Origin of the sequence: Xenorhabdus thailandensis, from assembly GCF_037996785.1 — a bacterium.
Taxonomy (GTDB): domain Bacteria; phylum Pseudomonadota; class Gammaproteobacteria; order Enterobacterales; family Enterobacteriaceae; genus Xenorhabdus; species Xenorhabdus griffiniae.
This window is the reverse complement of sequence record NZ_JBBMXF010000006.1, coordinates 1-26128: the sequence shown is the minus strand read 5'-3', so window position 1 is coordinate 26128 and position 26128 is coordinate 1. Positions and strand designations below refer to the sequence as shown.

Annotated in this window: 19 protein-coding genes; 17 read left to right on the top strand and 2 right to left on the bottom strand. The window is 45.6% G+C overall.

All coding sequences use genetic code 11. The features are described 5' to 3' along the window. The first annotated feature begins 6 nt into the window (after positions 1-6). The 3 genes from AAC853_RS02425 to AAC853_RS02415 all read left to right on the top strand — a co-directional run bounded on the left by AAC853_RS02425 (position 7) and on the right by AAC853_RS02415 (position 2100). Positions 7-891, top strand: a complete 885-nt coding sequence (locus AAC853_RS02425) for an isochorismatase family protein (protein ID WP_338885031.1) — start codon at positions 7-9, stop codon at positions 889-891. Continuing rightward, positions 888-1634 carry a 2,3-dihydro-2,3-dihydroxybenzoate dehydrogenase gene (gene dhbA / locus AAC853_RS02420; RefSeq protein WP_340613591.1) on the top strand — a complete coding sequence of 249 codons (747 nt, stop codon included), beginning with the start codon at positions 888-890 and terminating at the stop codon, positions 1632-1634. The genes AAC853_RS02425 and dhbA overlap by 4 nt, the downstream gene beginning before the upstream one ends. A gap of 124 nt (positions 1635-1758) precedes the next feature. Continuing rightward, positions 1759-2100, top strand: a complete 342-nt coding sequence (locus tag AAC853_RS02415; RefSeq protein ID WP_338885033.1) for a cupin domain-containing protein — start codon at positions 1759-1761, stop codon at positions 2098-2100. 151 nt (positions 2101-2251) lie between these two features. On the opposite strand, the gene AAC853_RS02410 is transcribed toward AAC853_RS02415, so the two are convergent. Both AAC853_RS02410 and AAC853_RS02405 read right to left on the bottom strand, forming a co-directional pair. Next, the gene (locus AAC853_RS02410) at positions 2252-3694 is read right to left on the bottom strand and encodes a TonB-dependent receptor (protein ID WP_340613590.1); all 1443 of its coding nucleotides are present in this window, start codon (positions 3692-3694) and stop codon (positions 2252-2254) included. A gap of 200 nt (positions 3695-3894) precedes the next feature. After that, positions 3895-4389, bottom strand: coding sequence for a TonB-dependent receptor plug domain-containing protein (locus AAC853_RS02405; RefSeq protein ID WP_340613589.1), 495 nt, complete (start codon positions 4387-4389; stop codon positions 3895-3897). Between the two features lie 227 nt (positions 4390-4616). Between AAC853_RS02405 and AAC853_RS02400 the strand changes: the two genes are divergently transcribed. From AAC853_RS02400 to AAC853_RS02335, 14 genes are all read left to right on the top strand, one after another. Continuing rightward, positions 4617-7466: a condensation domain-containing protein gene (locus AAC853_RS02400; RefSeq protein WP_340613588.1), complete on the top strand. Its 2850-nt coding sequence runs from the start codon at positions 4617-4619 to the stop codon at positions 7464-7466. A 108-nt stretch (positions 7467-7574) separates the two neighbouring features. Further along, positions 7575-8534 carry an ABC transporter substrate-binding protein gene (locus AAC853_RS02395; RefSeq protein ID WP_340613587.1) on the top strand — a complete coding sequence of 320 codons (960 nt, stop codon included), beginning with the start codon at positions 7575-7577 and terminating at the stop codon, positions 8532-8534. Between the two features lie 90 nt (positions 8535-8624). Beyond that, entirely contained in the window at positions 8625-13106 is a 4482-nt protein-coding gene (locus tag AAC853_RS02390) for an amino acid adenylation domain-containing protein (RefSeq protein ID WP_340613586.1), read from the top strand. Between the two features lies 1 nt (position 13107). Continuing rightward, entirely contained in the window at positions 13108-14421 is a 1314-nt protein-coding gene (gene basC, locus AAC853_RS02385) for a putative histamine N-monooxygenase (protein WP_338885039.1), read from the top strand. Between the two features lie 22 nt (positions 14422-14443). Then, positions 14444-15598, top strand: a complete 1155-nt coding sequence (locus AAC853_RS02380) for a histidine decarboxylase (protein WP_338885040.1) — start codon at positions 14444-14446, stop codon at positions 15596-15598. Between the two features lie 111 nt (positions 15599-15709). Continuing rightward, entirely contained in the window at positions 15710-16507 is a 798-nt protein-coding gene (locus AAC853_RS02375; RefSeq protein ID WP_338885041.1) for an ABC transporter ATP-binding protein, read from the top strand. Positions 16508-16509: 2 nt separating this feature from the next. Further along, on the top strand, positions 16510-17520 hold the full coding sequence (locus AAC853_RS02370; RefSeq protein WP_340613585.1) for a FecCD family ABC transporter permease: 1011 nt from the start codon (positions 16510-16512) through the stop codon (positions 17518-17520). Further along, on the top strand, positions 17517-18572 hold the full coding sequence (locus AAC853_RS02365; RefSeq protein ID WP_338885043.1) for a FecCD family ABC transporter permease: 1056 nt from the start codon (positions 17517-17519) through the stop codon (positions 18570-18572). The genes AAC853_RS02370 and AAC853_RS02365 overlap by 4 nt, the downstream gene beginning before the upstream one ends. 673 nt (positions 18573-19245) lie before the next feature. After that, the gene (locus AAC853_RS02360) at positions 19246-20457 is read left to right on the top strand and encodes an aspartate aminotransferase family protein (RefSeq protein ID WP_340613584.1); all 1212 of its coding nucleotides are present in this window, start codon (positions 19246-19248) and stop codon (positions 20455-20457) included. A gap of 23 nt (positions 20458-20480) precedes the next feature. Continuing rightward, complete coding sequence (astA, locus tag AAC853_RS02355) at positions 20481-21509, top strand: arginine N-succinyltransferase (protein ID WP_422824169.1); 1029 nt, start codon at positions 20481-20483, stop codon at positions 21507-21509. Positions 21510-21582: 73 nt separating this feature from the next. After that, entirely contained in the window at positions 21583-23094 is a 1512-nt protein-coding gene (gene astD, locus AAC853_RS02350; protein WP_338885046.1) for a succinylglutamate-semialdehyde dehydrogenase, read from the top strand. After that, positions 23081-24424, top strand: coding sequence for an N-succinylarginine dihydrolase (astB, locus tag AAC853_RS02345; protein WP_338885047.1), 1344 nt, complete (start codon positions 23081-23083; stop codon positions 24422-24424). The genes astD and astB overlap by 14 nt, the downstream gene beginning before the upstream one ends. A gap of 12 nt (positions 24425-24436) precedes the next feature. Beyond that, a complete protein-coding gene (gene astE, locus AAC853_RS02340) occupies positions 24437-25444 on the top strand; it encodes a succinylglutamate desuccinylase (RefSeq protein ID WP_338885048.1) in 1008 nt (335 codons plus the stop codon). 35 nt (positions 25445-25479) lie between these two features. Continuing rightward, positions 25480-26128 (top strand): amino acid permease (locus AAC853_RS02335; protein ID WP_340613582.1); only part of this gene is annotated, 649 nt, incomplete at its 3' end.

Genomic DNA, 26128 nt, shown 5'->3' with positions numbered 1-26128 from the left:
TACGCTATGAGCATTCCTAAAATTCAGGACTATATCCTGCCCGATGAAACCGCCTTACCTGTAAATAAAGTCGAGTGGAGGTTGGAGCCACAGCGCGCCGCTCTGCTAATTCACGATATGCAGGAATATTTCCTCAACTTCTGGGGAAAAGAGAGCAATATGATTCAGCAGGTTATCGACAACATAGTGACTCTGCGCGCGCGTTGCCATGAGCTAGGTATTCCAGTGTTTTACACAGCTCAGCCTAACCAACAAAATGACGTTGATCGAGCGCTACTGAATGATATGTGGGGACCTGGCCTGAACAGCTATCCAGAACAGCAAAAAATCGTAGCAGCACTGTCCCCCGAACCGAAGGACACTGTGTTGGTGAAGTGGCGCTACAGTGCGTTTCAGCGCTCTGGCTTGGAAACCTATCTGCAAGAATGTAAGCGCGACCAGCTTATAATCTGTGGCGTGTACGCCCATATCGGCTGCCTAACCACTGCTACTGATGCCTTTATGCGCGATATACAGGCTTTTATGATAAGTGATGCGCTGGCGGATTTCAGCCGGGAAGAGCATATGATGGCGCTCCGCTATACTGCGGGTCGTTCCGGACGAGTGTTGAGTACCTCTATGGCGTTGTCGGCACTTATCCCTCCCGCAGTAGAACGTAGATGGGATCGCGAACGTTTGCTTGCCATATTGCAACCCGCACTGGACGAAGATGCACACGACATTGATGATGACGAAAACCTGCTTGATTACGGCTTAGACTCGCTACGCACAATGTCCTTTGTTTCAAAGTGCCGCCAGGAAGGGTACGAAATTGATTTTACCACGCTGATGAAACAACCAACGCTGCGAAACTGGCTTGCACTGCTGAACGACGATTTGGAAGAGAAATGAACGAATTCAAGGGAAAAACTGTCTGGGTAACAGGAGCTGGGAATGGTATCGGCTTTCGAACAGCCCTCCGTTTTCACGAGGCAGGAGCTAGGGTTTTTGGATTCGATTTGAAATTTCCTGATTCAATGCCGTTTGAGACGCTCATTCTGGATGTCAGCGATGCTCATGCGGTGCAAAAAATCTGCCCTCCATTGCTGAAGGCAAATGGGCTGGATGTGCTGGTTAACGGTGCGGGAATTCTGCGCTTTGGCTCTGCAGAAACGTTAAGCCATGAAGACTGGGAAAGCTCAATCAACGTTAATGCAGGTGCAGTATTTAATCTGTTTAAAATCCTTATTCCACACTTCCAGCGTCAGCGCAGAGGCAATATCGTCTCAATAGCCTCCAACGCAGCTCACGTGCCGCGCGTTAATATGGCAGTTTACTGTGCCTCTAAAGCTGCGATGCGTAGCTTGTGCCTTAGTGTGGGGTTGGAACTGGCCCCTTTTGGGGTGCGATGTAACATTGTTTCACCTGGTTCCACACTGACGCCAATGCTGGAGGGAATGCTCAACGATGATGATATGGCATATCAGCGTCTTATCAACGGCTTTACCGAACAATTTAAGCTCGGCATTCCACTTGGGAAAATCGCACAGCCCGACGAAATAGCCAACGTCATTTTGTTTTTGGCCTCCGACCAAGCAAGCCATATAACGTTGCAAGATATTGTCATTGATGGGGGCGCTACACTTGGTGCTTGATAAACCGAATGTTTAAATTTGTTTACCTGTATGCCACTATAAAGAACGGAAAGACTATAATGAGATGGAATGGGTAAGTATTAAAAATCTAAACCAAAAACTAGTTAAAGGAAAGGGATATAACATGAGCCATATTGCAGCATTGAGAAAAGTCAATAATTTAAAACAAGAATTTGATTTAATAGAAGAAATTTGGTCACCGAAAGTGATAGCTGAAACAAATGAATATAAGATAATCATATTGCTCGCTGAAGGTGATTTTATGTGGCACACACATGAAGATGAAGACAAGGTATTTATGGTTATTGAAGGTGAACTTCGTATAGATTTTAAAAATGATCACGTAATAATAAAGCAAGGTGAGTTTTTTGTGGTTCCTAAAGGGGAAGAAAGTAAGCCTTCGTCCAAGGAATTAACCAAGCTGCTATTAATAGAACCCTATGTAGTCGCGAATTCAGGCCAATAAATGATTAAAAAATTGTCAGGCCGTGAGCCTCTCAGTCAGAGAATAAGTACTACGCGTGATTTAAGATGGAAAAAGGGGAGCGGTTGATTAGCTCCCCCTTACTTCTTACCACCGATTTACCACCGATAAGTCGGTGCGGCCAATACTGATTTTAGAAGCGTACTTTCATACCGACACCCACTTCACGTGGCTCCAGCATGTATCCTGAAATCCCAGCTGTACGATCATGGTATTTGTATGTTGGCGCACGTTTGTCAAAGATGTTATTTCCGTAAACAAAGAGTTCGAGATTGTCGATCGGATTATACGATAAACGGAGATTGGAAACTAAATAGGAACTGACGCGCAATTCGGGATCGTTCTGGTCATTTGAGAAGTAACGATCCACATAACGAAGATCGCTACTTAGACGAACTTGTTCCGTGATGTTCCAGTCAACACCGACGTTAAACATGTAGCCAGGCGCTTTAGCGAATTTTTTTCCTTCAAACAAGTTTCCTCGATAATCGGCGAATTTTTTGATTTCAGTATGAAGCAATCCAAGTCCACCACGTAGGCGAAGGTTGTCCAGAGCCCGATAATCTGCCGCCAGCTCAAGTCCATAGGTTACCGCCTTATCGGCGTTGACAAGGATAGAACCGTTAGGCTGGTCTTTCCTATAATCCGTTACAGCACTCTGGAACCCCTTATAATCGGTATAAAAGATATTACCGGTTACCAGCAATCGGTTATTGAGTGCTGTACCACGTGCAAACAACTCGTAATTCCAAGCCTTCTCCGGCGCGAAGGTGTAATAGGAATGCCCAGAGAAATTCACACCTGTACCACCCGGCGCATAGCCTTTACTTATCAGAGTACCGACGGTTATATCGTCAGTAACGTCATAGGCGAGAGACGCTTTCGGCAGAATAGCATGGAACCCTTTGCTATATTCATGATAAACACCAGGCACATAGCTGGTGACCCCTTCATGCTTGACTTGGTCATATTGATAACGCAAACCGCCAGTCAGAGCCCATTTTTCCGCAAAACGCCTAGTAGTCTCTGAGAAAAGACCGACACTGGTATTAGTCAGATCGGCGTCTGCCTTGCCCAGCAGATTATCAAGCACATTTGAGGCCTTGTCCCGCGAGTAATAGAGCCCTGTCACTCCACTCCAGGTTGAATATTCATCACCGAAGTTCAAATGCATTTCGTTGGAAACATTGTTCGAATCGCGATTCGCGATACCTGAAACCTGCTTCGAGAAAGTGTAACGATACTTCGATGAAGAATATTGGAGCTGGTTGGAGAACACCATATCGTTTTCGAACGTATATTGGAGATCTAAGATACCGGCATCACTGTTGGTCTTAGCTCTGTTGGTGCCTAGCGTAAAGTTATTCAATTTACTGTAAGGCAATGACGTCGACTCACTGTCAGGATTTTTTGCTGCCATATGGGAGTAGGTCAGTTTGACCAACCAAGGGCTATCCAGAGGTTGCCAAAGTGCCTTAGCACGGATATCCAGATTTTCGAAATCTTTGTTCATATCAGAATCATAGAAATCGGGATTGGTATATTTAATGAATGTCTTTCTATCGCTGTAATCCATGGCGAGGCGTATTGCGAGATTTTCTGTCAATGGGCCGTTGACAGTAAAAGAAGCACGTTTCTTTTGGTGGCTTCCGTATAAAACCTGTCCATCGAATTCGGGGGTAAAGGAGGGATCGTTAGTCTTGATAATAACTGCACCGGCGATACTATTCGCGCCCTGTGTCGTCGTTTGTGGGCCACGGAATACTTCTACTGAATTTACGTCCCAAACAGCTCCTCTCCCAAACTAAATTCTGCGGAGCTGATATAACGCCCATCAACACTGATAGTCGCTCGTGGTATGGGTTTAGAAAGAAAGGTATTTCCTCCTACGAGAGGCCCATTTGTCTCAATACCACGAATACTCGGTGCATTTACATTGCTGGTATAAAGCACATTAGGTGTACCCTGCAAAATATCAACGATAGTTGTCGCCTCAGGTTTATCTTGTATCCGCTGCCCAGAAATAACTGTGACTGAACTTGACGTTCTCTGCAGAGTTCTTTCTGTTTTTTCACCTGTTACTGTGATGACATCGACATCATCGCTCCCTGTTTTGTTTTTCTCTGGTGGAGTCAAAGTGGCAGCTTGACTTCCCAAGGATGATAAGGAAAACAAAATCGCACTGCTAAGTAACATTTTTTTGCGTGAAAACAGCAGATTTCCCATTTTTACATTAATCGGGGTGGTTGTTTTTGCGGATATAATTCTCATTATCATTATCATTATCATTAATGTTCACAGACTAACAATATTATGTTAACCTTCTCATTTGTCAATTGTATATTTTTGTCAATTCAAATACGGCAGCCACTGCAACGCACATTCTGCAAGGCAGTATTAGTCCTCCTATGTGGCATTTAATGGATATTGGCTCGTATTGATGCATTGTAAAAAATGACTGTTCAGTTTGATAACACGATAAAATAACGAGAAAATCCATGTTGAATATTGATTCAGGAAAGTTATCGCACCTATCCATATCCCGTTACGAAGAACATATCTGGCTACTACAGCAACAAAATCCTAGCCGCATTCTCAAGCAACTCTCAGCCTGGCAGCTTCATGACGATGTTAATATTTCAATGCTGATACATGCTATTCAGTCTGTTATTGAAGCAATACCGGATCTGAACGTACGCTATGAGTTAAATGATGACGGTGAGTTACATAAAACCCGAATCATGGGCTGGCAGACATGCCTTGAGTTTTTCCATGCCAGCTCACATGCAGACATGATCAAGCAGATACTAGCTGTACAAGCATCTGCTTGGATCCCTGAACAGCATCCACCTTTTAAAGTACTGATAATACAAAAAAATAATGAAGTTGTTTTATCTCTTATTTTGCACGACATATTGGCACAAGTTTGTCATGAAAAAGAGATACTCGAAATACTGATCCGCGCTTATGCCGGTCACAGTGTAGAGCCTCCATCTCTAAAACGTGTTTCCTTACTACCTTTCGACGGAAAAGCGGCTTCTCTCGTGCCCTGGCTGCGCTGTTGCAATAGTGAGAACAGCATTATTCATTCCTCTTTTGATGTCACAACTGACCTGAGTAAAGATCGGCTTGCACTGCGTTGGAAAACAGGACTTAAAATTAATGAACTGAAAACGTCCCTTCCTCACGACAAACTATCCCACTGGGTGTCAGCCATGATTTCAGTCAGGTTTGCCCAGTTTATTGGTCTGCTCGGTGGTCAAGAAAAAATTGCACTTTGTCTGTTACAGCCGGATGGTTTCCGCCGCGTGATTATCGAGTGTGGCAGGGAAGAAACACAGATAGTCAAATCTGTCATGGATAGGCTTCAGGCTCAACCAGACGAAGACAATTTTCTCTCCGGTACTCCTGTAACAGGGAATGATGAGTCCTGGGTATATGTTCGGTTGTTATCTCGTCCGAATGGCCTGGTTGAACAACAGAGTTTCCTGAGCCATCCCATCCTATTGCCAACCTATGAAATGCGTCCCGATTTTGAACTGGCAACAGAGTGTGAAGGTACAGAAGAAATTAGCCTTATATTAACAACCGGCCAGGCGATTTCCGCTCATAGTGGCGAGTTTCTGCTAAATCGTTTTGTGTCATTCCTTAAAGGTAGTGAAGATGCCATTACGGGTTTAGTCGCGAATCCTATACCTAGCACTGCTGTGTATTCTGCTCACAATGCCCCCGAAAAGGACATTTCCGCTGGTACTGATGAAATAGCAGAGATCATATTGTCAGAGTTCCGTGAAACTTTGGCGATTACAGATATGACGCTGGATGATGATTTTTTTGACTGTGGTGGTCACTCTCTTCTGGCAACACGCATTATCGGTAAACTCCTTGGCACGCACGGGCTGGAAGTGCATTTCAGTGATTTCTTCAGTCATCCTTCAGCTGCCGCTTTGGCATCACGCGCAGTGATAATAAATCAGAGTAAGGGCGTGGAGCCTTCGGCACAGATGCAAAACGATCGCTTGACGGCACCTTTGGCACTTGCACAAACTTCTCTTTGGAATGCCTATAGCGCTTATGAATTTGGCACCATCTTCAACTTGCCATTCGCGCTGGATTTTCTTGATGAGGTTGACGAAACGATCCTTGAGCAGGCTTTTTCTGATCTTATCGAGCGTCACACCAGTCTGCGCACGCTATTCCATGTTCAAAATGGTGAGATCTGTCAGCAGATTGTCGCCATGTCGGACGTGAACAATGATAAGTGGTTCTGGCACAGTCACGAAAGTAAAGGTGTACATCTTGAGGACGAAGCTGCTTATAAGTTCGATCTTTTCCACGAATTGCCAATCAGAATACGGCTGATCCGCAATCCAGAAACCGGACGCCAAATATTGTCATTCCTCGTTCATCATATGGTTATTGATGAATGGTCGTTGAACGTTCTGATGGAGGAACTGGCCCAGGCTTATTTAGCGCGTTCTGCAGGTATGGCGCCTGTCTGGAAAAGAAACGCATTGTCATTCCATAAGTTTGCTCTACAACAGCAGGCAACTGGCTTTAATCAAAAGCACCTTGATTACTGGACTAACATGCTGTGTGATGCAACGTACGGGTTAGAACTCGGCTTATCTGACAACCAGAAGACTATCGCAGCGCATGAAAGTTCGTCAAAAGCTGGTTGGATTGAATACAAACCTAAACCTGAAATTACCCACCGTCTTTATTCCTTTGCTCGACAGAATAATGCTTCTCTGTTCAGTATTGTCTACGCTGCAATTGCGCTTTCGCTACACAAACTTGGCAATCTGAAGGATATCGTGATAGGGACCTCTGCATCGGGTCGTACCGATCCTGATACCTATGAAACAGTAGGCTACTTTACCACCATGGTTGCGCATCGGCTGCAGTTCTATCCAGAGCAATCCGTTGGCTCACTGATCGAAACCACCAGAGACACTATCAATAATTCAATGCCGTATGCGGATGTACCGCTCGACCTTATCCAACAATCGTTAGGGATGACACCGGAAGATGGTCTGATTTTCGACGTTTATATTCAGATTCATGCCAATAATGCGTTGAATGGTGCTCTTAAGACTCCGTCTGGTAACGAGATACGCTACCGACAAATCGATCCTGATAAACAAGAATCCATGTTTGGTCTTCAATTCGAGATCATGGAGGATGTCATTGATGGAGAAAGAATAATGCGACTGGTGATAACTTACCGTACGGATCGTTACCCTGAAGAACACGTCCAGCGCATCTGTGAAACCATAGATAACGTTTTCACATTCTTCACAACACCTGAAGTCTCAAGTCTCCCCCTTGCTCAAGTTCCTGTGTGATGTCTATGGGGTGATGAACCAATTATTTACGGATGTAAGTTCGGTCAGGGGAGGTTTGTTGCCTGACCGAGCCACATAACCCTACTTCGTTCTGAAAGAGAAAACATTATGCGATCTGCTATTGCTATCATATTACTGTGCTTAATGGGAACTCCGGCTTTTGCCGCAACGCGGCAGGTCACGGATACTATGGGACGGGAAGTCGTTATACCTAAAGAGCCACAACGTATTGTGGTGATGAGCGAGCCTGCTATCGGTCTGCCCCTAATGGAGCTGGGAGTTCAACCCGTCGGCAGTTATGGCCGTTCGGAAGATGGTACTTATCAGTTTGGTGCCGATTTCGTCGATACTGTACTCGGTGAAGGGCAGGCAAAACCACAAGGCATCAGTTCTGGCCGAGAAATCGATCTGGAAAAACTTTACGCACTTAAACCCGACCTCATTATTGGAACAGAGTTCGATGTCGACAAGGTAAAACAGCTTTCAACGGTTGCTCCTGTCTATTTGCAACATTTCCTTTCTGGAAAATTCCATAATTTCAATATTGAAGAAAATTTGGCCAAACTTACCGGGCGTGAGCAGAATTTTCAAAAGCGGCGGGATATGTATTTACAACGTGTAGCGGCAACGCGCACCCTTTTGCCGGAAAATATGGCTAATAAGACCTATTTACCGATCCTGGTAACAGATCAGATCAATGTCGTCGGCGAAGCAACCGGTTTCACTCAAGCATTGGAAGATCTTGGTTTCACCCGCATGAAACTCTCGGCACAAAGCGGTGTTTCTGCTACCTCATCTCAACTACTTTTACAATTGAGCGCTGACAAATTAGGCGAACTCAATCCGGATGTTCTGGTAGTACTCAATAGTTGGGGCAGCAAGGAGCACGATGAGAAAGCGATTCGTTCTGCACTTGATCGGATTGTGCCTGGATGGGCTCACTATATGAAACCTGCTCGCGAAAAACGGATTGTTTTTCTTAATGCAGGCGAAGTTTTTACCCCCACGTTTGCCAGTGCGGAACACACTCTCAGAGCGATAGGAGAGTGGGCTAAGACAAAACAATAAAATGCTCTAGTCCGCCAGAGGCTATGTGAATTCAACTTATTTTTATACTTGTTCCTATTAATCTGGATTTTTAAACCACGTGAATAAACTATGAGAGAATTAACGTCAATGCAGGCAGCCTGCTGGGTCGGGCGTAACGTTCAGGCCAATTTGGGAGGTGTTGCCGCACATCTTTATGCCGAGTTCGACGGCTATGACATTGAGATAGAACGATTTAAACAGGCTCTGGAACGTGTTTGTTCTCTGCACCCCATGCTAAGACTCTGCGTCAACGCTGAAGGGCTTCAGTCTGTTATTCCATCCGGTGAGTCGTCGTTGCTGGAGATTGAGGATTTTAGGGGATTACCAGAACAGGAGGAGGCAAGGTTACTTCTTGCTAAACGCATGGAGTGGACCCATCAGAAGCTTGATCTTTCTTCTGGTCAGGCGTCCCGTTTTTCACTCAGTCTACGAGATGGCGGAAAATTTCGCCTGCATGTCGATACAGATATGATAGCTATCGATCCTTCGAGTTTCAGGATATTAATGGAGGATTTGGCGAGATTTTATGATAACCCGGATCAGCCGATTCCGGTGATCGCGTCATATTTCAACTGGTGCGATCAGGTACGCACCGATCCCTATCTAAAAGCTGCCCGTGAAAGGGACAGAATCTGGTGGCGCTCACGTATTCCGCACATTCCACCAGCCCCTGTGTTGCCGATTAACAAAACCTTGTCCAATCAGGCTCGTAGCCATCGTCTGGCGGCATGGCTCCCGCCAGACGAGCGTCAGGCATTGAAAAGGCTTGCCCGAACACACAGGATAACCATGTCGAGCTTAATGCTGGGACTTTTCTCTATTGTTCTTGGAAGGCATACCGGAGATAAGTGCTTTCGGCTCAATGTGCCGATGTTCTGGCGTTCCCCCCTAGTGGATAATGTGGAAAAGATCGTCGGCGATTTTTCCAATATACTCATACTCAGCGTGGGTATCAATGAAGCAGAAAGCCCTGCTGACCTTTGTAAACGGCTTGGTGGACAATTGACAGATCTACTCGCCCATTCGGCTTATCCGGGGGTGAATCTGATGCGTGATCTTTCGCGACATCATGGCGCTACGCAATTGACTCCTGTCGTCTTCACCGCAGCACTGGATATCCCGGAGGGAGAGCTTCTCTCAGATCGAGTCAAGCGTGCATTTGGTCCTATGAACTGGGTTATCTCACAAGGCCCGCAAGTTGCGCTAGACGCACAAGTCGCTTCCGCCGACGGTGGTATTCTCATCAACTGGGACATTCGTCTGGATATACTGCCAGAAGAATGGATAACCCCAATGTTCGACCGTTTTGTTAATTTCGTTCGTGAAATCGCCACATATCCGCAGCGCTTCGATGAAGCAATACATTCACCCGATGAAATAACATCCCCATCACCGAGAGCCAGAATTGGAACTACTGACTCTACTGTAAAAATCGAGCGAAAGAATAGCATGGAAAAACCATTAACCTCCCTGCAACTGGCATATCTGCTTGGGCGGCGGGCAGAATTACCGCTTGGTGGCGTTGCGATGCAAGAATTCCGCGAGTATCGCGGGCGCATGGACTTGGAACATCTGCGAAATCGCTTGGCGGATATGGTTCAGCGTCATGAAAGTTTACGCACCCGGATAGATGCAAAGCGACTCGTCCAATATGTTAGCGCAGAAGCAGATATCAATTTACAGCAAATCGACCTGAGTACCCTGTCACGGGGAGAGGCACTCCGTCATGTGGAAAGCCACCGTGAAGAATTTGCCCATGCCCTTTTCGACTTGGAGCGTTCTCCGTGGGACATCACGCTGTTTCGTTTGCCAGAGAATCAACCGGAAGAGAATAACCTGATCGCGTTTGTTCGTTTTGACGCACTGATCCTTGATGGACGATCGATAGCTGTCCTGATGGTAGAACTTTTCGAGGGCAAGGTATCAATCGTGGAGGATACTGGCGCTCCCTTGGATGAGGAAGATATCTCTGAAAAGCGCAAGAGAGATGAAGCGTATTGGAAAACAAAGATTGAGGCAATCGGTGGTTCACTACGACTTCCATGGACAAAACCACTGGCACAAATAGGCACTTCTCTCTATGCACGGCAAAGTCTGATTGTAGCACGGGAAGATTATATCGCAGTGTCGAAAGCCGGTTCCAAGCAAATGCTTTTCAAGAATTCTACCATCATGACGTTGGTTCTTGAGGTTATGTCCCATTGGATCGACGAGAAGAGTTTGTTCATTGGCGTTCCCGTCGCCCCGCAGGTATCCGGGGTTTTGTGCAATCGTTCAAGTTTTATTGTGGTTAACTGGAATGCTGAGCAGGGCAATCTTTCTGAGCGAGCTAACACTCTACAGAATGAGGTGCTGGAAGGGCTAGAACATCTTGCATTTTCAGGTATAGACATTACCCGACTTCTGGTCGAAAAGCATGGTGCAGGCCCTGTTTTACCGGTGGTGATTACCAACGGACTTTCGTGGCCAGTATCAGGTCATGAAAGTTGTATGCAGTTGCATAGTGGGCTAACTCAGACACCACAAGTTGCGATGGATATTCGTTTTTCGATCAATGCAGATAAAGCGCTTGTTTTTGACATCGATTATGCCACTGAAGCGGTTGAATCGGATCTTGTTCGAGACATATTAAGAGCGATAAGCAAAGCAATACAGGCCATCGCAACTTCAGGCGTATTCGCAATTTCGGCGCAGGATATTATCGATACAAACCACTATCGATTTAACGGCATTGAAACTGATTTTCACTGCGGGCGATTTCTCAGTCGGATAGCCACCAATATTTTCGACAGCAAAAACACCAAAACAGCACTTATCAGTGGCGACAGGCATGTCAGCTACGCTGAACTGGGATGTCATGTGCGTCGAATAATGGGCGCTTTCATGGAGAAAAGGCTTTCCAAGGGGAGTGTCGTTGCCCTCTGTATGCACCGTGGGCCTGAGCACACGGCTGTGACCCTGGCCTGTGCGTTGACAGGGGTGATCTGGGTTCCGATAGACGCAGATTCGCCCTCAGAGCGACTGCGCTATCTCCTTGAGAACTGCCATCCAGATCTTGTGGTAACGACAAAAAGAGAAGGGATTGAGTATCCAGCAGAAACACCTGAAAAACTCTTGTCTGCCGAGCCGTTGGCGGAACTTCCGCTTATGCTTGACGCTCTCTCATCAAGCGAAGAACCCGCCTATTACCTCTACACATCCGGAACAACCGGAAGGCCGAAATGTGTTGTTTTATCCAATAAATCAACATCGAATGTCATCACCAGTACTCTTGACGAATGGTCCGTAACGCATCGGGATGTCTTCATTTCTGTCACGCCTTTGCATCATGATATGTCGGTCTTCGACGTTTTTGGCTGCCTGACCGCAGGTGCGACCCTTGTTCTTCCCGCTATCGGTGAAGAAAAGGATGCACTACGCTGGAACCAGTTGGTTGCCAAGCACAAGGTGACATTATGGTGCTCCGTACCTGCTATTCTGGAAATGCTTCTCGCATGCCGTCAAGGGGATGAATTGAAAAGCCTGCGGCTGATTGCTCAGGGTGGCGATTACATCAAACCGGCGGTTATTGGTAGCCTGCGTACACTCCTGCCGTCAGTACGGTTGATTTCGTTGGGGGGACCAACAGAAACGACTATATGGAGTATATGGCATGAAATAGGGCTGGACGACGTTAGCCAGATCCCCTATGGAAGGCCCTTACCGGCTAACAGTTATTTTCTGCTAGACGGGCGTGGAAATCATTGTCCGGTGGGTGTTACTGGACTTATTCATACAGCAGGCGTCAATGTTGCGTTGGGTTATCTGGAAAATGGAAGCCTCACACAGACCAATTTTGTGACCATCAAAGATACGAACGGAAAAGAGATCCGCGCGTTCCGGACCGGTGATCATGGGCATTATCGTCGTGATGGCATTATTGTCTTTGATAGCCGTGTCAACGGTTATGTCAAGGTGCGTGGAGTACGTATTTCGTTGCCGGATATCGAGAATGAACTGGTTCGCCACCCGTTGGTTAAGCACGTTCTTGTGGTGGATTATGGTGAGGAAATGCACGGTGAGACCGCCATCGGCGTACTTTATGTGCCGCAACAAGAGGAGGCTTTATCAGGCGCAGAATTGCGCAAATATGCCTGCCAATGTCTGCCAGCATCGCATATTCCAACACGGCTCCTACCAGTCACTGAATTACCGCTCTCACCAAATGGCAAGCCTGATCGCTCTAAGGCACGCAGCCTGTTGACGGAATCGGTACATGAGCAACCGTCTGTTAAGCACGACGCTTTCCCTGCTAGAGAAACAGCGATGAAAAAACAGGTGCTGGAAATTTATCTGGACGTGCTCGGCCAATCACACGCTAGCCACATCGATGGAGACAGCGATTTCATCAGCATGGGGTTGCGTCCTCAACACCTGAAAACAATTTCAGCACGGATCTATGAAAAATTTGCGATCGTGCTTTCGCTCCCGCAATTGCTGCGTTGCCGTAATGTAGAAGAAGTTGAACAGCATCTTAATGGAAAAATTTTAGAAAACAGCTCGGATTATTAATATGAATAATAATATTGACCTGCTCGGTATTGGTATTGGCCCCTTCAATCTGGGATTGGCGGCGTTACTTTCGTCACACTCTGATCTGACCAGCCTTTTCCTCGAACGTAAACTTGAGTTTCGCTGGCATGAGGGGCTTTTGTTACCCGGTACAACGCTACAGGTTCCATTCTTGGCGGATCTGGTAACGATGGCAGAGCCTACACACCCTCTGAGTTTTCTGAACTATCTTCATAAACATGATCGTCTTTATAAATTCTACTATTATGAAAACTTTCAGATCCCACGCCAGGAATATGACCATTATTGCCGCTGGGTGACGCAACAGCTTCCCTCCTGCCAATTCGGTGAAAATGTTATTAATGTGGATTATGATCCCGTTTCCGATCATTTCATTATTGAAAGTAAACCTCATACGGGACCGACGCATCAATATTACAGTCGTAACCTTGCTATCGGTATAGGAACCGCTCCATTTCTGCCTGAGTGGGCTAAGATCCAGACCAAAGCGCCTATTTTACATTCGGCAGAATTCATAAACAGACAAGCACAGCTCTCAACATGCCGGCGTGTCACGGTAATTGGCTCAGGGCAAAGTGCAGCCGAATGCGTGCTAGCGCTCCACAATGCATTGACGCCTGAAATGATAGAGGCCGGTGCTTCAATCCAGTGGATCACCCGATCTGCCGGTTTTCATCCTATGGAATCGTCGAAACTGGGTCAGGAGTGTTTCACGCCGGCCTACATGAACTATTTTCACAATATAACAAGAGAGAAACGCCGCAAGATCGTGGAGTCTCAGGGGGGACTTTATAAAGGTATCAGCGTATCAACTATCGCAGATATCTTCGATATTTTGTATGAAGGTTCTATCGGCGGTCGTGATCCAGGACTTCTGCTTGTTTCAAATTGTGAAGTCGAGCAGGTGGAAAATATAGGAGACTCTGAGGCGTTGCGAGTTGTTTTTCGTCATCGGCATCTCGATAAAGTTGGCGTCATTGAAACCGATGCTATTGTCGCGGCTACAGGTTATGAGCATACCAGCCCAGAATGGTTAGAAGGACTCAAAAATACAGTGCTTGCAACCGATGATTATGGCGATCTTATTGTAAAAGAAGACTTTAGCGCTCAGCGCCTTGACAAAGGAAAAGGCTTTATTTTCGTCCAGAATGCTGAGATTTTTCAGCACGGTATTGGCTCTCCTGATCTGGGGCTTGGCGCGTATCGCAATGGGATTATTGCCAACCAGCTGCTTGGGCGAGAGTATTATCGTTTGCCTAAAAACTCATCATTCCAGAGCTTTGATCTACTATAGTGCTACGATACAGGAGATAAAGATGACATTGTCCCTTGCGGATAAGAACAAGCTAGATGCGTTTTGGCATTACTGTGTTAAAAACCAGTATTTCAATATCGGCTATCCTGAATCCTCAGACTTTGATTATTCTTATTTACAGAGATTCATGCAGTTCTCTATCAACAATTGTGGTGACTGGGGAGCGGAGTGTAACTATCTGTTAAACTCTTTTGAGTTCGAAAAAGAGGTCATGAAATACTTTGCTGAACTGTTCAAAATCCCTTTCGAAGACAGTTGGGGTTATGTTACCAACGGAGGAACGGAAGGTAATATGTTCGGCTGCTATCTTGGGCGAGAACTATTCCCGGAAGGGACACTTTATTATTCAAAAGATACGCATTATTCGGTAGCTAAGATCGTCAAATTACTGCGTATCAAATCTTGTTTAGTAGAATCCTTACCTACTGGTGAGATAGATGATAATGACCTGATACAGAAGATTATTGCGCATAAAGAACCACATCCAATTATCTTTGCCAATATCGGCACGACGTTGCGTGGTGCGGTGGATAACATAAAGATCATTCAACAACGTATGCAGCAAATTGGTATCGCTCGAGAGGATTACTACCTACATGCTGACGCTGCCTTAAGTGGGATGATCTTGCCGTTCGTAGATAACCCGCAGCCTTTTACCTTTGCAGATGGTATCGACTCCATTTGTGTCTCCGGGCACAAAATGATAGGTTCCCCCATTCCTTGCGGGATTGTTGTTGCAAAACGGAAAAACGTTGAGCGTATTGCAGTCGATGTTGATTACATTTCTGCTCAGGACAGAACCATCTCAGGTTCACGTAATGGCCAGACACCACTAATGATATGGGCAGCCATTTGCAGTCACTCATTTGCCGATTGGCAGCGCCGCACCAAACACTGCCTGGAGATGGCACAATATGCCGTCGAGCGTTTCCGTGCCGCCGGGATAAACGCCTGGCGTCATGACAACTCCATTACAGTGGTATTTCCATGTCCGTCGGCCGCCGTCTGGAAGAAGTATTGTTTGGCAACATCGGGGGATGTTGCACATCTAATCACTACGGCACATCATCGCGACAGTAGTAAAATCGATGCATTAATCAACGATGTCATTGCTGAATCGAGCCAACTCGTTCAAGTGCAGGAGGCTGTCATGTGAGAGGTAACAAACAACGAGATTGGGGCTTACCCTGTGATCTTGGTATACTAACCAAATCATAACTATTACACTGTAATTTATTTTACATAAGATAAACTGAAGGAGTCTTTGGTGCTTACAGCAAAAAATATCACCGCAACTTACGGCAAGAAAACCGTATTGCATGATTTGTCAATAGACTTTGCCCAAGGGCGTATCACTGCACTCGTCGGGTCTAATGGCTGCGGTAAGTCAACACTTCTGAAGTCCATCATGGGTTTCATTCCCCTGAAAAGCGGAGAAATTCTGTTGGAAGGTAAGCCGATTACAGGGATAAGTCGTAAAGCGCTGGCTCGAAGAATCTCTTATCTGCCACAGGAATGTCACTGCCCGGATTACATGACACTAGGAGAGTTGATCGAGCTGGCAGCTTGTGGGCGCAATTCGCTTTTCGGCGGGCCATCCTCGCGGGATCGCAAATTGTTTCATGATGTACTGGAAATCGTCGGCTTGGCCGATAAAGCAGGCTCTCAAGTCAATGCCCTTTCCGGAGGGCAACGCCAGCGCGCCTGGGTGGCAATGGTGCTTGCACAGGACACTGACATCATTCTTATGGACGAGCCAGTGAACCACCTGGATATCAAATATCAATACACGGTGCTTAAACTGGTTCGCGATCTCTCACTCCAGCACGGAAAAACCATCGTTGTGGTGCTACATGATTTAAATCTAACAACGACTTTTGCTGATGATGTTGTGATGCTGAATACTGGCAGCATTATTGCAGCAGGTGCTGTCAATAAAACGATAACAGTAGATAATATCCAGCGCGTATTCGATATTCCGGCCGATATTTTCAGTCACAACGGCAGCGTTATCTGTCAGCCTTATCCGGGTATAAACCATCCTGAAAATCAGCCTAGAGTATGACAATGAAATCCAGATTGTTCTTTATATTTGCCCCTATTGTATTTCTGCTGATCTTTTTTTCTAGTCTCTCTTTTGGCGTGAATATTGCGTCAGTTTCGCAAATTTATGCGGCCTTAACACAGCCCGAACCGCAGAACTATGAGCAGGCAGTTATTCTATACCAGCGATTGCCACGGGCTTTGATTTCTGTTTATGTCGGTGCGGTGATGGCATGCAGTGGTCTCGTTTTCCAGGGGCTTATCCGCAATCCACTGGCCTCCTCATCAACCTTGGGGATCAATGCTGGTGCGACACTGTTTGTTATAGTCGGTGCAATCAGCCTTGAGTTTGACCTGACATTACAAGGCATAGCAGCTCTTGCCGGTGGATTATTTGGTTTTCTGTCATCTTTTGCGGTATCTCGCTTAGCGGGTGTTAACGGCGTTTCTCGCGACTTGCTACTGATACTGGCAGGCACATTAATAGCGATGCTTTATCTTGGAATAAGCAATGCGGTTCTTCTTGCCTATCCTGCATTACGAGCCGAATATTTGAGCTGGTTAGCAGGGGCTATCAATCATGTCTATATCACAAGACTTCACCATTTCTGGTGGTTCGGTATATTGGCCTTGATAGTACTTTTATTACTGGCACGTCCACTGACACTTATTCTTCTCGGTTACGAAAAGGCGCTTTCGATTGGTGTCAATGCCACACTTGTTTCACGCATTGCGTTGATTGCAGCCATAGTTGCATCCAGTTCTGCCGTTGCCATATGCGGTCCTATTGGTTTCGTGGGACTGGTTGTCCCCCATATTGTTAAACCTCTGGTTGGTCAGAATTTTATGCTGTCTCTGCCAGCTTGTGCCCTGACAGGGGCAAGTATCTGCCTGATTGCCAATCTCTGTGCACAGACACTTTTCCAGCCTTATGTCATACATACCGGCATTCTGATGGATTTTTTGGGAGGGTTGTTTTTTATCTGGATCATAAGAAAGCGCTATCTTTCAGTAACATCGGAGAGATCGTTATGAATTTCGGTCAGGCAACAGACGGACAAAGGGTATTACGTTTCGCCAACGGGTTGCAGATGCGTACCCGTGATATAAAAGTCGGTTTATATCTATTTATCATCACGATCATACTCGTGGTTATTTCTTTAAACGTCGGGGTTACGAACGTTGGTATACGCGAATTTACGCATATGCTTTTCGGACATTCCCTTGATCACCACCAATTTTATGCACTCTGGGTTGTACGGATACCTCATATTTTATTGGGTTTGATGGTGGGTTGGTGTGCAGCCCTTGCCGGCGCTATTTTACAGCCGATTGCTCGCAATCCACTGGCTGACCCCGGCCTTTTTGGCATAAGTCAGGGATCTATGACGATGATCATAGTCTTGCTGGCGTTTGTCCCTTCCGCACCTAAGATGCTGATCGTCTTTGCTGCACTGGCTGGTGGACTGGTTGTTGCGTTATTTTTGACTTTGCTCGTTGGTAATAATCGCGCAAGTGGCTTGGCAATTTTACTGATGGGGATTGCCGTCTCATCCGTTCTTAGCTCTGTCAGCTCTTTTCTTATTCTCTATCTTCCGACAGAGTTATCCTTGAATCTTTCTGGATGGATGCAAGGCTCGTTGTTTCAGGCCAATTGGTCAATTATCGCATCATTCATGCCATTATTCTTATTGAGTATTATCGGGATCCTGATCACTGGCCCCGCGTTAAACCGCTATGAGCTTGGAAACGAACTTGCTATGTCCCTTGGGGAGCCTATCAAATATTCCCGTCCTCTGCTGATGATGTTTTCTGTCCTGTTAAGCGCAGCATCTGTCACCACAGTAGGGCCATTGAGCTTTCTGGGGATATTAGCACCGCATCTGGCTAGTTTTATTTCATCGGCTACAGGCCGCGCCCGGCTGTTTCTTTCCGCTCTGGTGGGCGGCAATCTAGTCATCACCGCGGATATCATGACGAAAGCAGTGCCCTCAGAAGTCTTTCTCCCTATCGGGTTAAGTTTCACACTCATTGGCGTACCTCTGTTCATCTTGACGATGCGGCTGAGCGCACTACGTAAGCGCTGAATAGCTGGGGTGTTTTAAATAAAGCATACGATACATATTATTAAATTAACCTAAATTACGCTTAAGCTATCACTGAAAAATTGTCTTTTGAGTAGAAATTTTTAAGTGATGGCTTTTAAGTTTTTCCAATGAGGTGTTTATTTGCCGGTAACAGTTGTAAGCACTGATATACCCGCTTGACACGCTCGATAGGGGTATTAATTTATAACCAATTGATTTTAAATAATAATATTATTTACTAGGATAAAAATCACTAATTGCAAATACATTTTTTAATTTTTGGGTATAACTTATAACTATTATTCTGAATAATTATTAGACAGAAAGACATCACTTCCGCTGTCCTCAATTCCATACCTCTTTTTATTTATTTTTTTATGCATAAACGATGCATAAACTGAAAATAAATGCATTTTTATAAATTGTGAAAAACATCATAAAGTAAATTAATTGTGATTTTGTTGTGTTGACTTTGTTAAATCTCAAGGGGATTATGAGGTCAATTCATGAATCAGGTCAAACAAGATCAAAAAGAATCTTGTAATAATGTCCTTGGAAACTTATCGAAACAATGAATTGATAATTTAAATAAGGCCAATCATTAAAAATTAAATTTAATAATATATAAAATTATTCCTTATTTTTTATATCTTAATCATGTGAGGAAACACAAATGTTGAACACGATCCAAAGAAATTGGTTTGACCAGTATATGGTTCCCTGTTTTTCACCGGCAAATTTTATCCCAGTCGTCGCTAAAGGCTCACGTGTCTGGGATCAGAATGGTAAGGAATATATTGATTTTGCTGGTGGAATTGCGGTGAATTCACTGGGTCATGCTAATGATGAATTAAAGAATGTATTAAATTTTCAAATGGAAAACATATGGCATATTGGTAATGGTTATACAAATGAACCTGTTTTAAAACTGGCGAAATCTCTGGTTGAAAATACATTCGCAGATAAGGTTTTTTTCTGTAATTCAGGAGCAGAAGCAAATGAAGCTGCATTAAAAATTGCCAGGAAATATGCATTAGATAAATATGGAAATCATAAGAACGAAATTATTTCATTTGAGAACTCCTTCCACGGCAGAACATTATTTACTGTGACTGTCGGAGGGCAACCTAAATATTCTCAAGACTTTGCGCCATTGCCGCAGCAAATTACTCATCTGCCATTTAATGATATCGATGCTATCAAGGCCCATATATCAGAAAAAACCTGTGCTGTGATTGTTGAACCGATCATTGGGGAAGGCGGGGTGATCCCTGCCGAGCCGGCATTTTTAAAAGTATTACGGGAATTATGCGATCAATATCAAGCGTTGCTGATTTTTGACGAAATCCAAACGGGTATAGGCCGCACTGGGTATTTGTATGCCTACGAAGGGATTGGGGTAGAGCCGGATATCTTGACTAGTGCCAAAGGGCTGGGTGGTGGATTCCCGATTGGTGCCATGTTGGTCAGACAACATATCGCAGAGGCTTTCCAGCCGGGATCACACGGGACAACATTTGGTGGAAATCCGCTGGCGGCAGCCGTTGCTAACAAAGTCGTCGAGTTGGTAAACCAACCAAAGTTTCTTGCTGAAGTGCAAGAGCGTCACCATGAATTTATGAGACGGATGGCCAAGCTTAATCAACGTTATCAAGTATTCAGTGAGTTGCGCGGTAAAGGGTTATTGTTGGGCGCTGAGTTGGTTGAAAAATATCAGGGCAAAGCGAAAAACCTGACTAATATCGCTGCGGAAGAAGGATTGATTGCCTTGATAGCGGGTCCCAATGTGTTGCGTTTTGCTCCTGCATTAAATATCGAACAGCAGGATATCAATGACGGTTTCATCCGCCTTGAAAGCGCCCTCAAGCGATTTGTTCAGGAATAAAGCTGATTTGAGGTGATATCATGATGTTATTTAGACCCGTTCAATATGAAGATCTAGGGGATATCCTCAATCTTTCGTCCCGTGCAGGAATTGGCCTGACGACATTACCCAATAATCAGGAATATCTGACGGCACGGATTTCACGCAGTATTGATTCTTTCAACGATGTAAAGGAACGAGCACAACAAGGATTTTTATTTACCTTGGAAGATACAGAAACGCATCGTGTTGTTGGTGTCAGTGCGCTGGAAGTTGCTGTTGGGTTGGAGGAGCCTTTTTACAATTTTCGCGTACATCGATCAGTGCGAGCTTCCCGCGAATTGGGTGTCTATAACACATTTGAAACGCTGATTGTCGGGCAGGATTATACCGGATGCACTGAATTGTGTACGTTATTCCTTGATCCCGATTATCACGGGGGAGGCAATGGTGTTTTTCTTTCCCGAAGCCGCTTTTTGTTTATTGCTGCATTCAGATCTCTCTTCCCAAAAAGCATTTTTGCGGAAATGCGTGGCATTGTGAATCAACAAGGTGAATCGCCATTCTGGGATGCTCTGGGGAAACATTTCTTTAATGTCTCCTTTGCTGAAGCTGACTACTTGACAGGCATTGGCTCTAAAACGTTTATTGCAGAATTGATGCCATTTTATCCCATTTATGTCCCTTTGTTGTCAGAAGAAGCCCGCCAGACCATTGGTCAGGTACATGAAAATACGCTGCCTGCCCGCGCCATTTTGGAAAAAGAGGGATTTGCTTATCACGATGCGGTCGATATTTTTGATGCGGGCGCCATCTTGGATGCCGAAATTGATAATGTACGGACAATCAGAGCCAGCCGGCTTGTGCATGTTAAAAGAAACGATCAGGTTTCCCGATCACAGGGCGGCGTACAATGCATTGTCTCTAACCTGAATTTTCAGGCGTTTAAAGCACTCCTGTTATCTGTTTCTGAATCTTTGGATAGCGATGAATTGCTGCTTACCTCCGCAGAAATGGCGGTATTGCATGTGGATGATGGCGATCCGGTACGCTTCGTTTCTCTTTTCTCTTAGCAGTTTTCACCATTCTCGGTTTTCACAATTAAAACTTTGTCATTAAGCGCTGTTGCAATTGAGGAATTTCATAATGAATCATCAAGCAAATTACATTGGCGGTGAGTGGATAGCAGGGAAGGGTCTGCCTGTTATTAAATATTCTCCTGTAGATCAGCGGATCTTATGGCAGGCAAACGGTGCTTCTGAGCACCAGGTAGTTGAAGCCTGCCAATCCGCCCGCAAAGCATTTCCTGCATGGTCTGGATTGGCGGTTGAAAAACGGATTGCGATTATTCAGACATTTGCTGATTTGCTGACTCAAGAAAAAGAAAAAATTGCGCAGGTGATCAGTGAGGAAACCAGTAAGCCTTTGTGGGAAACACGGACAGAAGTCCAATCGATGATAGGCAAGGTTGCCATTTCAATTGAAGCATGGCTACAGCGAACAGGGTATTCTGAAACACCGATGCCAGACGGAAAATCGATATTACAGCATCGTCCTCACGGAGTGATGGCTATCTTCGGCCCCTATAATTTTCCGGGGCATTTACCGAATGGACATATTGTCCCTGCGCTCATTGCCGGTAATACATTGGTGTTCAAGCCCAGCGAATTAACGCCGCTGACGGCGGAAAAAACCGTGGAGTTGTGGATTAAAGCAGGATTGCCTGTAGGGGTATTGAATTTGGTTCAAGGAGGCAAAGAAACTGGCGGTGCCTTGCTGGATAATCGCGAAATTGATGGTGTGCTGTTTACAGGCAGTGCAGCAACGGGGTTTCACTTTCATCGCTTATTGGCAGGTCAGCCAGAAAAAATGCTGGCTCTGGAGATGGGCGGCAACAATGCCCTGATTGTAGATGATTATGATGATATTGACGCCGCGGTTTACACCATTGTCCAGTCAGCCTTTATCTCCGCAGGACAGCGCTGCACTTGTGCCCGTAGGTTGTTGGTGAAGCAAGGGGAGAAGGGCGATGCGTTGATCCAACAGTTAGTTGATGTCGCAGGCCAGATTGTGCCTGGTCATTGGAATGCTGATCCTCAGCCTTTTATCGGCGGCGTCATCTCTTTAGCGGCGGTGGAGAGTTTGCTGGGCGCTCAGAATAAGTTATTGGCCCTGGGGGGGAGATCTTTGCTCACCTTAACCCAGCCTGATCCGCATTCGACGTTTATGACACCCGGCATCATTGATCTCACCAATGTCAACGATATTCCTGACGAAGAATATTTTGGACCTCTGTTGACAGTTAAGCGCTATACCACTTTCGATGCAGCCATCTCAATGGCAAATGATACCCGATTTGGGCTGGCAACCGGGCTAATTTCTCCTGATCCCGGCCTGTTTGAGAAGTTACTGCAAGCGGCGAGAGCGGGGATCGTGAACTGGAATAAGCCACTGACAGGCGCATCCAGCAAGGCGCCATTTGGTGGTATTGGGGCTTCCGGTAATCACCGCCCCAGTGCTTATTATGCCGCGGATTATTGTGCCTGGCCGATGGCTTCCCTGACAACGGAAAATTTGGTTTTGCCTGAAACACCGGCACCAGGGCTTAATTTTTTCACCAATCAATCGGATGTCAGAGGTGGTTATGTCAGGAATTGAAGCAAATTTTGATGGTTTGGTAGGCATGACACACCATTACGCTGGCCTGTCAACGGGGAATAAAGCGTCCATCAATCATCAGGGGAAAGAATCTAATCCTCGTAAAGCCGCACTTCAGGGATTGATGAAAATGAAGGCGTTGTCTGATATGGGGTTAGTACAGGGGGTTTTGCCCCCGCAACAGCGTCCTCACCTGTCTGTATTGCGACAGCTCGGGTTTACCGGCAGTGACGAACAGGTATTAAATAAAGTCGCCCAATATTCTCCATTGTTATTGTCTAACCTGAGTTCCGCCTCTTCTATGTGGACAGCAAATGCGGCAACGGTTTCCCCTTCAGCAGATAGTGCGGATCAACGTGTCCACTTCACGGTAGCAAATTTAAATAACAAGCTGCATCGTTCGTTGGAAAGCACTACGACTTCACGAGCTTTGAAAGCAACTTTCCCAGCGCAAGACTATTTTGTTCATCATGATCCTCTGCCCCAACATGTGGATTGGGGAGATGAAGGTGCGGCAAACCACAACCGTTTTTGCGGCGAATATGATGAAGCCGGTGTACAGTTATTTGTCTATGGACGTAAGGTATTGCAGGAAGGGATTGTACCTAAGCGCTATCCCGCCCGGCAGACACTGGAAGCCAGCCAGGCAATCGCCCGCCTGCATCAATTAGAGGACTCCAGGACGGTATTTGCCCAACAAAATCCCGCAGCCATTGATAGTGGTGTGTTTCATAACGATGTCATTTCAGTGAGCAACCGTCATGTTCTTTTTCATCATCAGCAGGCTTTTTTAAATCAGCAATCAGTTTTGGCCGAGTTGGGGGAAAAAATGGCGCGGCTTGGGCACAACTTGGTGGCGATTGAAGTGCCTATGGAGCAAGTCACTCTTCAGGATGCGGTCGAATCTTACTTGTTTAACAGCCAGCTGTTGAGCCAGCCGGATGGCAACATGATGCTGATTTTACCGGAAGAGTGCCGCCAAAATCACAATGTCTCAGCTTATTTGCAAGAATTGATTGCAAAAGGAAATTCCCCCATCAATAAGCTCCACTTTTTTGACTTGCGGGAAAGTATGCGCAATGGCGGTGGGCCGGCTTGTTTGCGACTCAGGGTTGTTTTAAATGAACAAGAGTTGGCAGCCGTCAATCCAGCTACCTTGATGACACCAAAACTGTATCAACGTCTGACAGCATGGGTTGAGCGCCATTATCGGGATTCCCTATATGCGGCTGATCTTGCTGATCCGCAGCTATTGAGGGAGGTCTATTCTGCCCTTGATGAACTGACACAGATCCTCAAATTGGGTTCGATTTATGAGTTTCAGAATTAATCAGGAGATGAAATGGATTTACTGACTTTATTACTTGAAAACAAGATCGAAAATAACCTGGTTTTTCCGCCAACGATTCAGTCATCATGGCTAGCGGAAGGGGTATTACAGTTATTACCGCAAAAACGACCACAAGTAACAGGGGCCTCTTCACAAGAAAAATCTGTCGATACGTTGATTATCTCCGCCGGAATTCATGGCAATGAAACGGCACCGGTAGAAATACTTATCCAGTTATTATTACAACTGGCTCAGGGAAAATTGCCATTGCAACATAATCTTCTGCTGGTATTTGGCAATTTACCCGCCATGCGGACAGGGCAACGATATATTGATCATGATCTCAACCGTATGTTTGGTGGCCGTTATCAAAATTTTCCTTTAGGGAATGAATCGAAGCGGGCATTGGAATTGGAGTCTGTTATCCAGCGATTTTTTCATGAAACAGCGGTGATGGCATCAACGCAATATCGGCATCTTGATCTTCATACCGCAATCCGAGGTTCCTGCCATGAACAGTTTGCCCTATTGCCATACCAGGCACGTGAATATGCTGCGGATTTTTTACAATGGCTGGAAGATAGCGATCTCGATGCCTTGGTATTTCATAACACAGCAGGGGGAACGTTCAGTCACTTTACCAGTGAACATTACAATGTGGATAGTTGCACGCTGGAAATCGGTAAGGCACTGCCTTTTGGACAAAACGATTTGGCCAGGTTCAGCAATATTACCACGGCCTTGCAGGATTTGATTGCTGGATTGCCTTCAGGTAAACGCGTTAAACCGGCGCTTAAACGCTATCGTGTGGTTGATGCAATTATCAAACAGCATGACAGTTTTCAGCTCAATATCCCAGAGGATACAAAAAATTTCACTGAATTACCGCAAGGTTTTGATATCGCCCATCAGCAGCATCAATCCTGGAAGATTGAATCGCCTGCCAACTTTATCCTGTTTCCTAATGCTCATGTTGCTGTTGGGCTACGAGCAGGACTGTTGTTAGAAAAATTAACCTAATCAATTCATAAAACAACAAGCCGTAGAGGTTATTGATGACGAGATCATTAAAAACACCGGTGGAACAATCTGCCGGTGAGCAAAAACTGCACCGTGGATTAGGTAAGCGCCATGTTCAGTTGATCGCAATTGGTGGTGCCATTGGTACAGGGTTGTTTATGGGAGCAGGGAAAACCATTGCAGTATCAGGGACTTCAATTATCCTGACTTATCTTTTGATTGGCTTTTTTGCTTTTATGGTCATGCGGGCAATGGGGGAACTGTTGCTCACCAAATTGGATTACAGGACGTTTGCTGATTTTGTCGCGGATTATCTTGGGGATAAGGCCAGCTATTTTTTGGGATGGACTTATTGGATGAGCTGGATCGTCAGTTGCATCGCAGATGTGGTGGTATGTGGTGGCTATATCCAGTATTGGTTCCCAGACAGTTGGCTTTGGTTAACGGCACTGTTTATTTTGGCATTGATGTGCCTATGTAATTTCTTCTCAGTACGGCTGTTTGGTGAAACGGAATTCTGGTTTGCCATGATTAAGGTGGTGACGATAGTGGCTTTAATTGTCGTTGGCATTGGCATGGTTTTTGTCGGCTGGACTTCTCCCAATGGCGTGACCGCTTCTATAAACCATTTGACGGAGCCTGAAGTCTTCCTGCCCAATGGCGTGTTGGGATTTCTGGCGGGTT

Excerpts from the sequence above, each read along its gene's own strand:
- AAC853_RS02425 (WP_338885031.1), top strand. The coding sequence starts at position 7 with ATGAGCATTCCTAAAATTCAGGACTATATCCTGCCCGATGAAACCGCC.
- dhbA (WP_340613591.1), top strand. The coding sequence starts at position 888 with ATGAACGAATTCAAGGGAAAAACTGTCTGGGTAACAGGAGCTGGGAAT.
- AAC853_RS02415 (WP_338885033.1), top strand. The coding sequence starts at position 1,759 with ATGAGCCATATTGCAGCATTGAGAAAAGTCAATAATTTAAAACAAGAA.
- AAC853_RS02410 (WP_340613590.1), bottom strand. The coding sequence starts at position 3,694 with ATGGATTACAGCGATAGAAAGACATTCATTAAATATACCAATCCCGAT.
- AAC853_RS02405 (WP_340613589.1), bottom strand. The coding sequence starts at position 4,389 with ATGAGAATTATATCCGCAAAAACAACCACCCCGATTAATGTAAAAATG.
- AAC853_RS02400 (WP_340613588.1), top strand. The coding sequence starts at position 4,617 with ATGTTGAATATTGATTCAGGAAAGTTATCGCACCTATCCATATCCCGT.
- AAC853_RS02395 (WP_340613587.1), top strand. The coding sequence starts at position 7,575 with ATGCGATCTGCTATTGCTATCATATTACTGTGCTTAATGGGAACTCCG.
- AAC853_RS02390 (WP_340613586.1), top strand. The coding sequence starts at position 8,625 with ATGAGAGAATTAACGTCAATGCAGGCAGCCTGCTGGGTCGGGCGTAAC.
- basC (WP_338885039.1), top strand. The coding sequence starts at position 13,108 with ATGAATAATAATATTGACCTGCTCGGTATTGGTATTGGCCCCTTCAAT.
- AAC853_RS02380 (WP_338885040.1), top strand. The coding sequence starts at position 14,444 with ATGACATTGTCCCTTGCGGATAAGAACAAGCTAGATGCGTTTTGGCAT.
- AAC853_RS02370 (WP_340613585.1), top strand. The coding sequence starts at position 16,510 with ATGAAATCCAGATTGTTCTTTATATTTGCCCCTATTGTATTTCTGCTG.
- AAC853_RS02365 (WP_338885043.1), top strand. The coding sequence starts at position 17,517 with ATGAATTTCGGTCAGGCAACAGACGGACAAAGGGTATTACGTTTCGCC.
- AAC853_RS02360 (WP_340613584.1), top strand. The coding sequence starts at position 19,246 with ATGTTGAACACGATCCAAAGAAATTGGTTTGACCAGTATATGGTTCCC.
- astA (WP_422824169.1), top strand. The coding sequence starts at position 20,481 with ATGTTATTTAGACCCGTTCAATATGAAGATCTAGGGGATATCCTCAAT.
- astD (WP_338885046.1), top strand. The coding sequence starts at position 21,583 with ATGAATCATCAAGCAAATTACATTGGCGGTGAGTGGATAGCAGGGAAG.
- astB (WP_338885047.1), top strand. The coding sequence starts at position 23,081 with ATGTCAGGAATTGAAGCAAATTTTGATGGTTTGGTAGGCATGACACAC.
- astE (WP_338885048.1), top strand. The coding sequence starts at position 24,437 with ATGGATTTACTGACTTTATTACTTGAAAACAAGATCGAAAATAACCTG.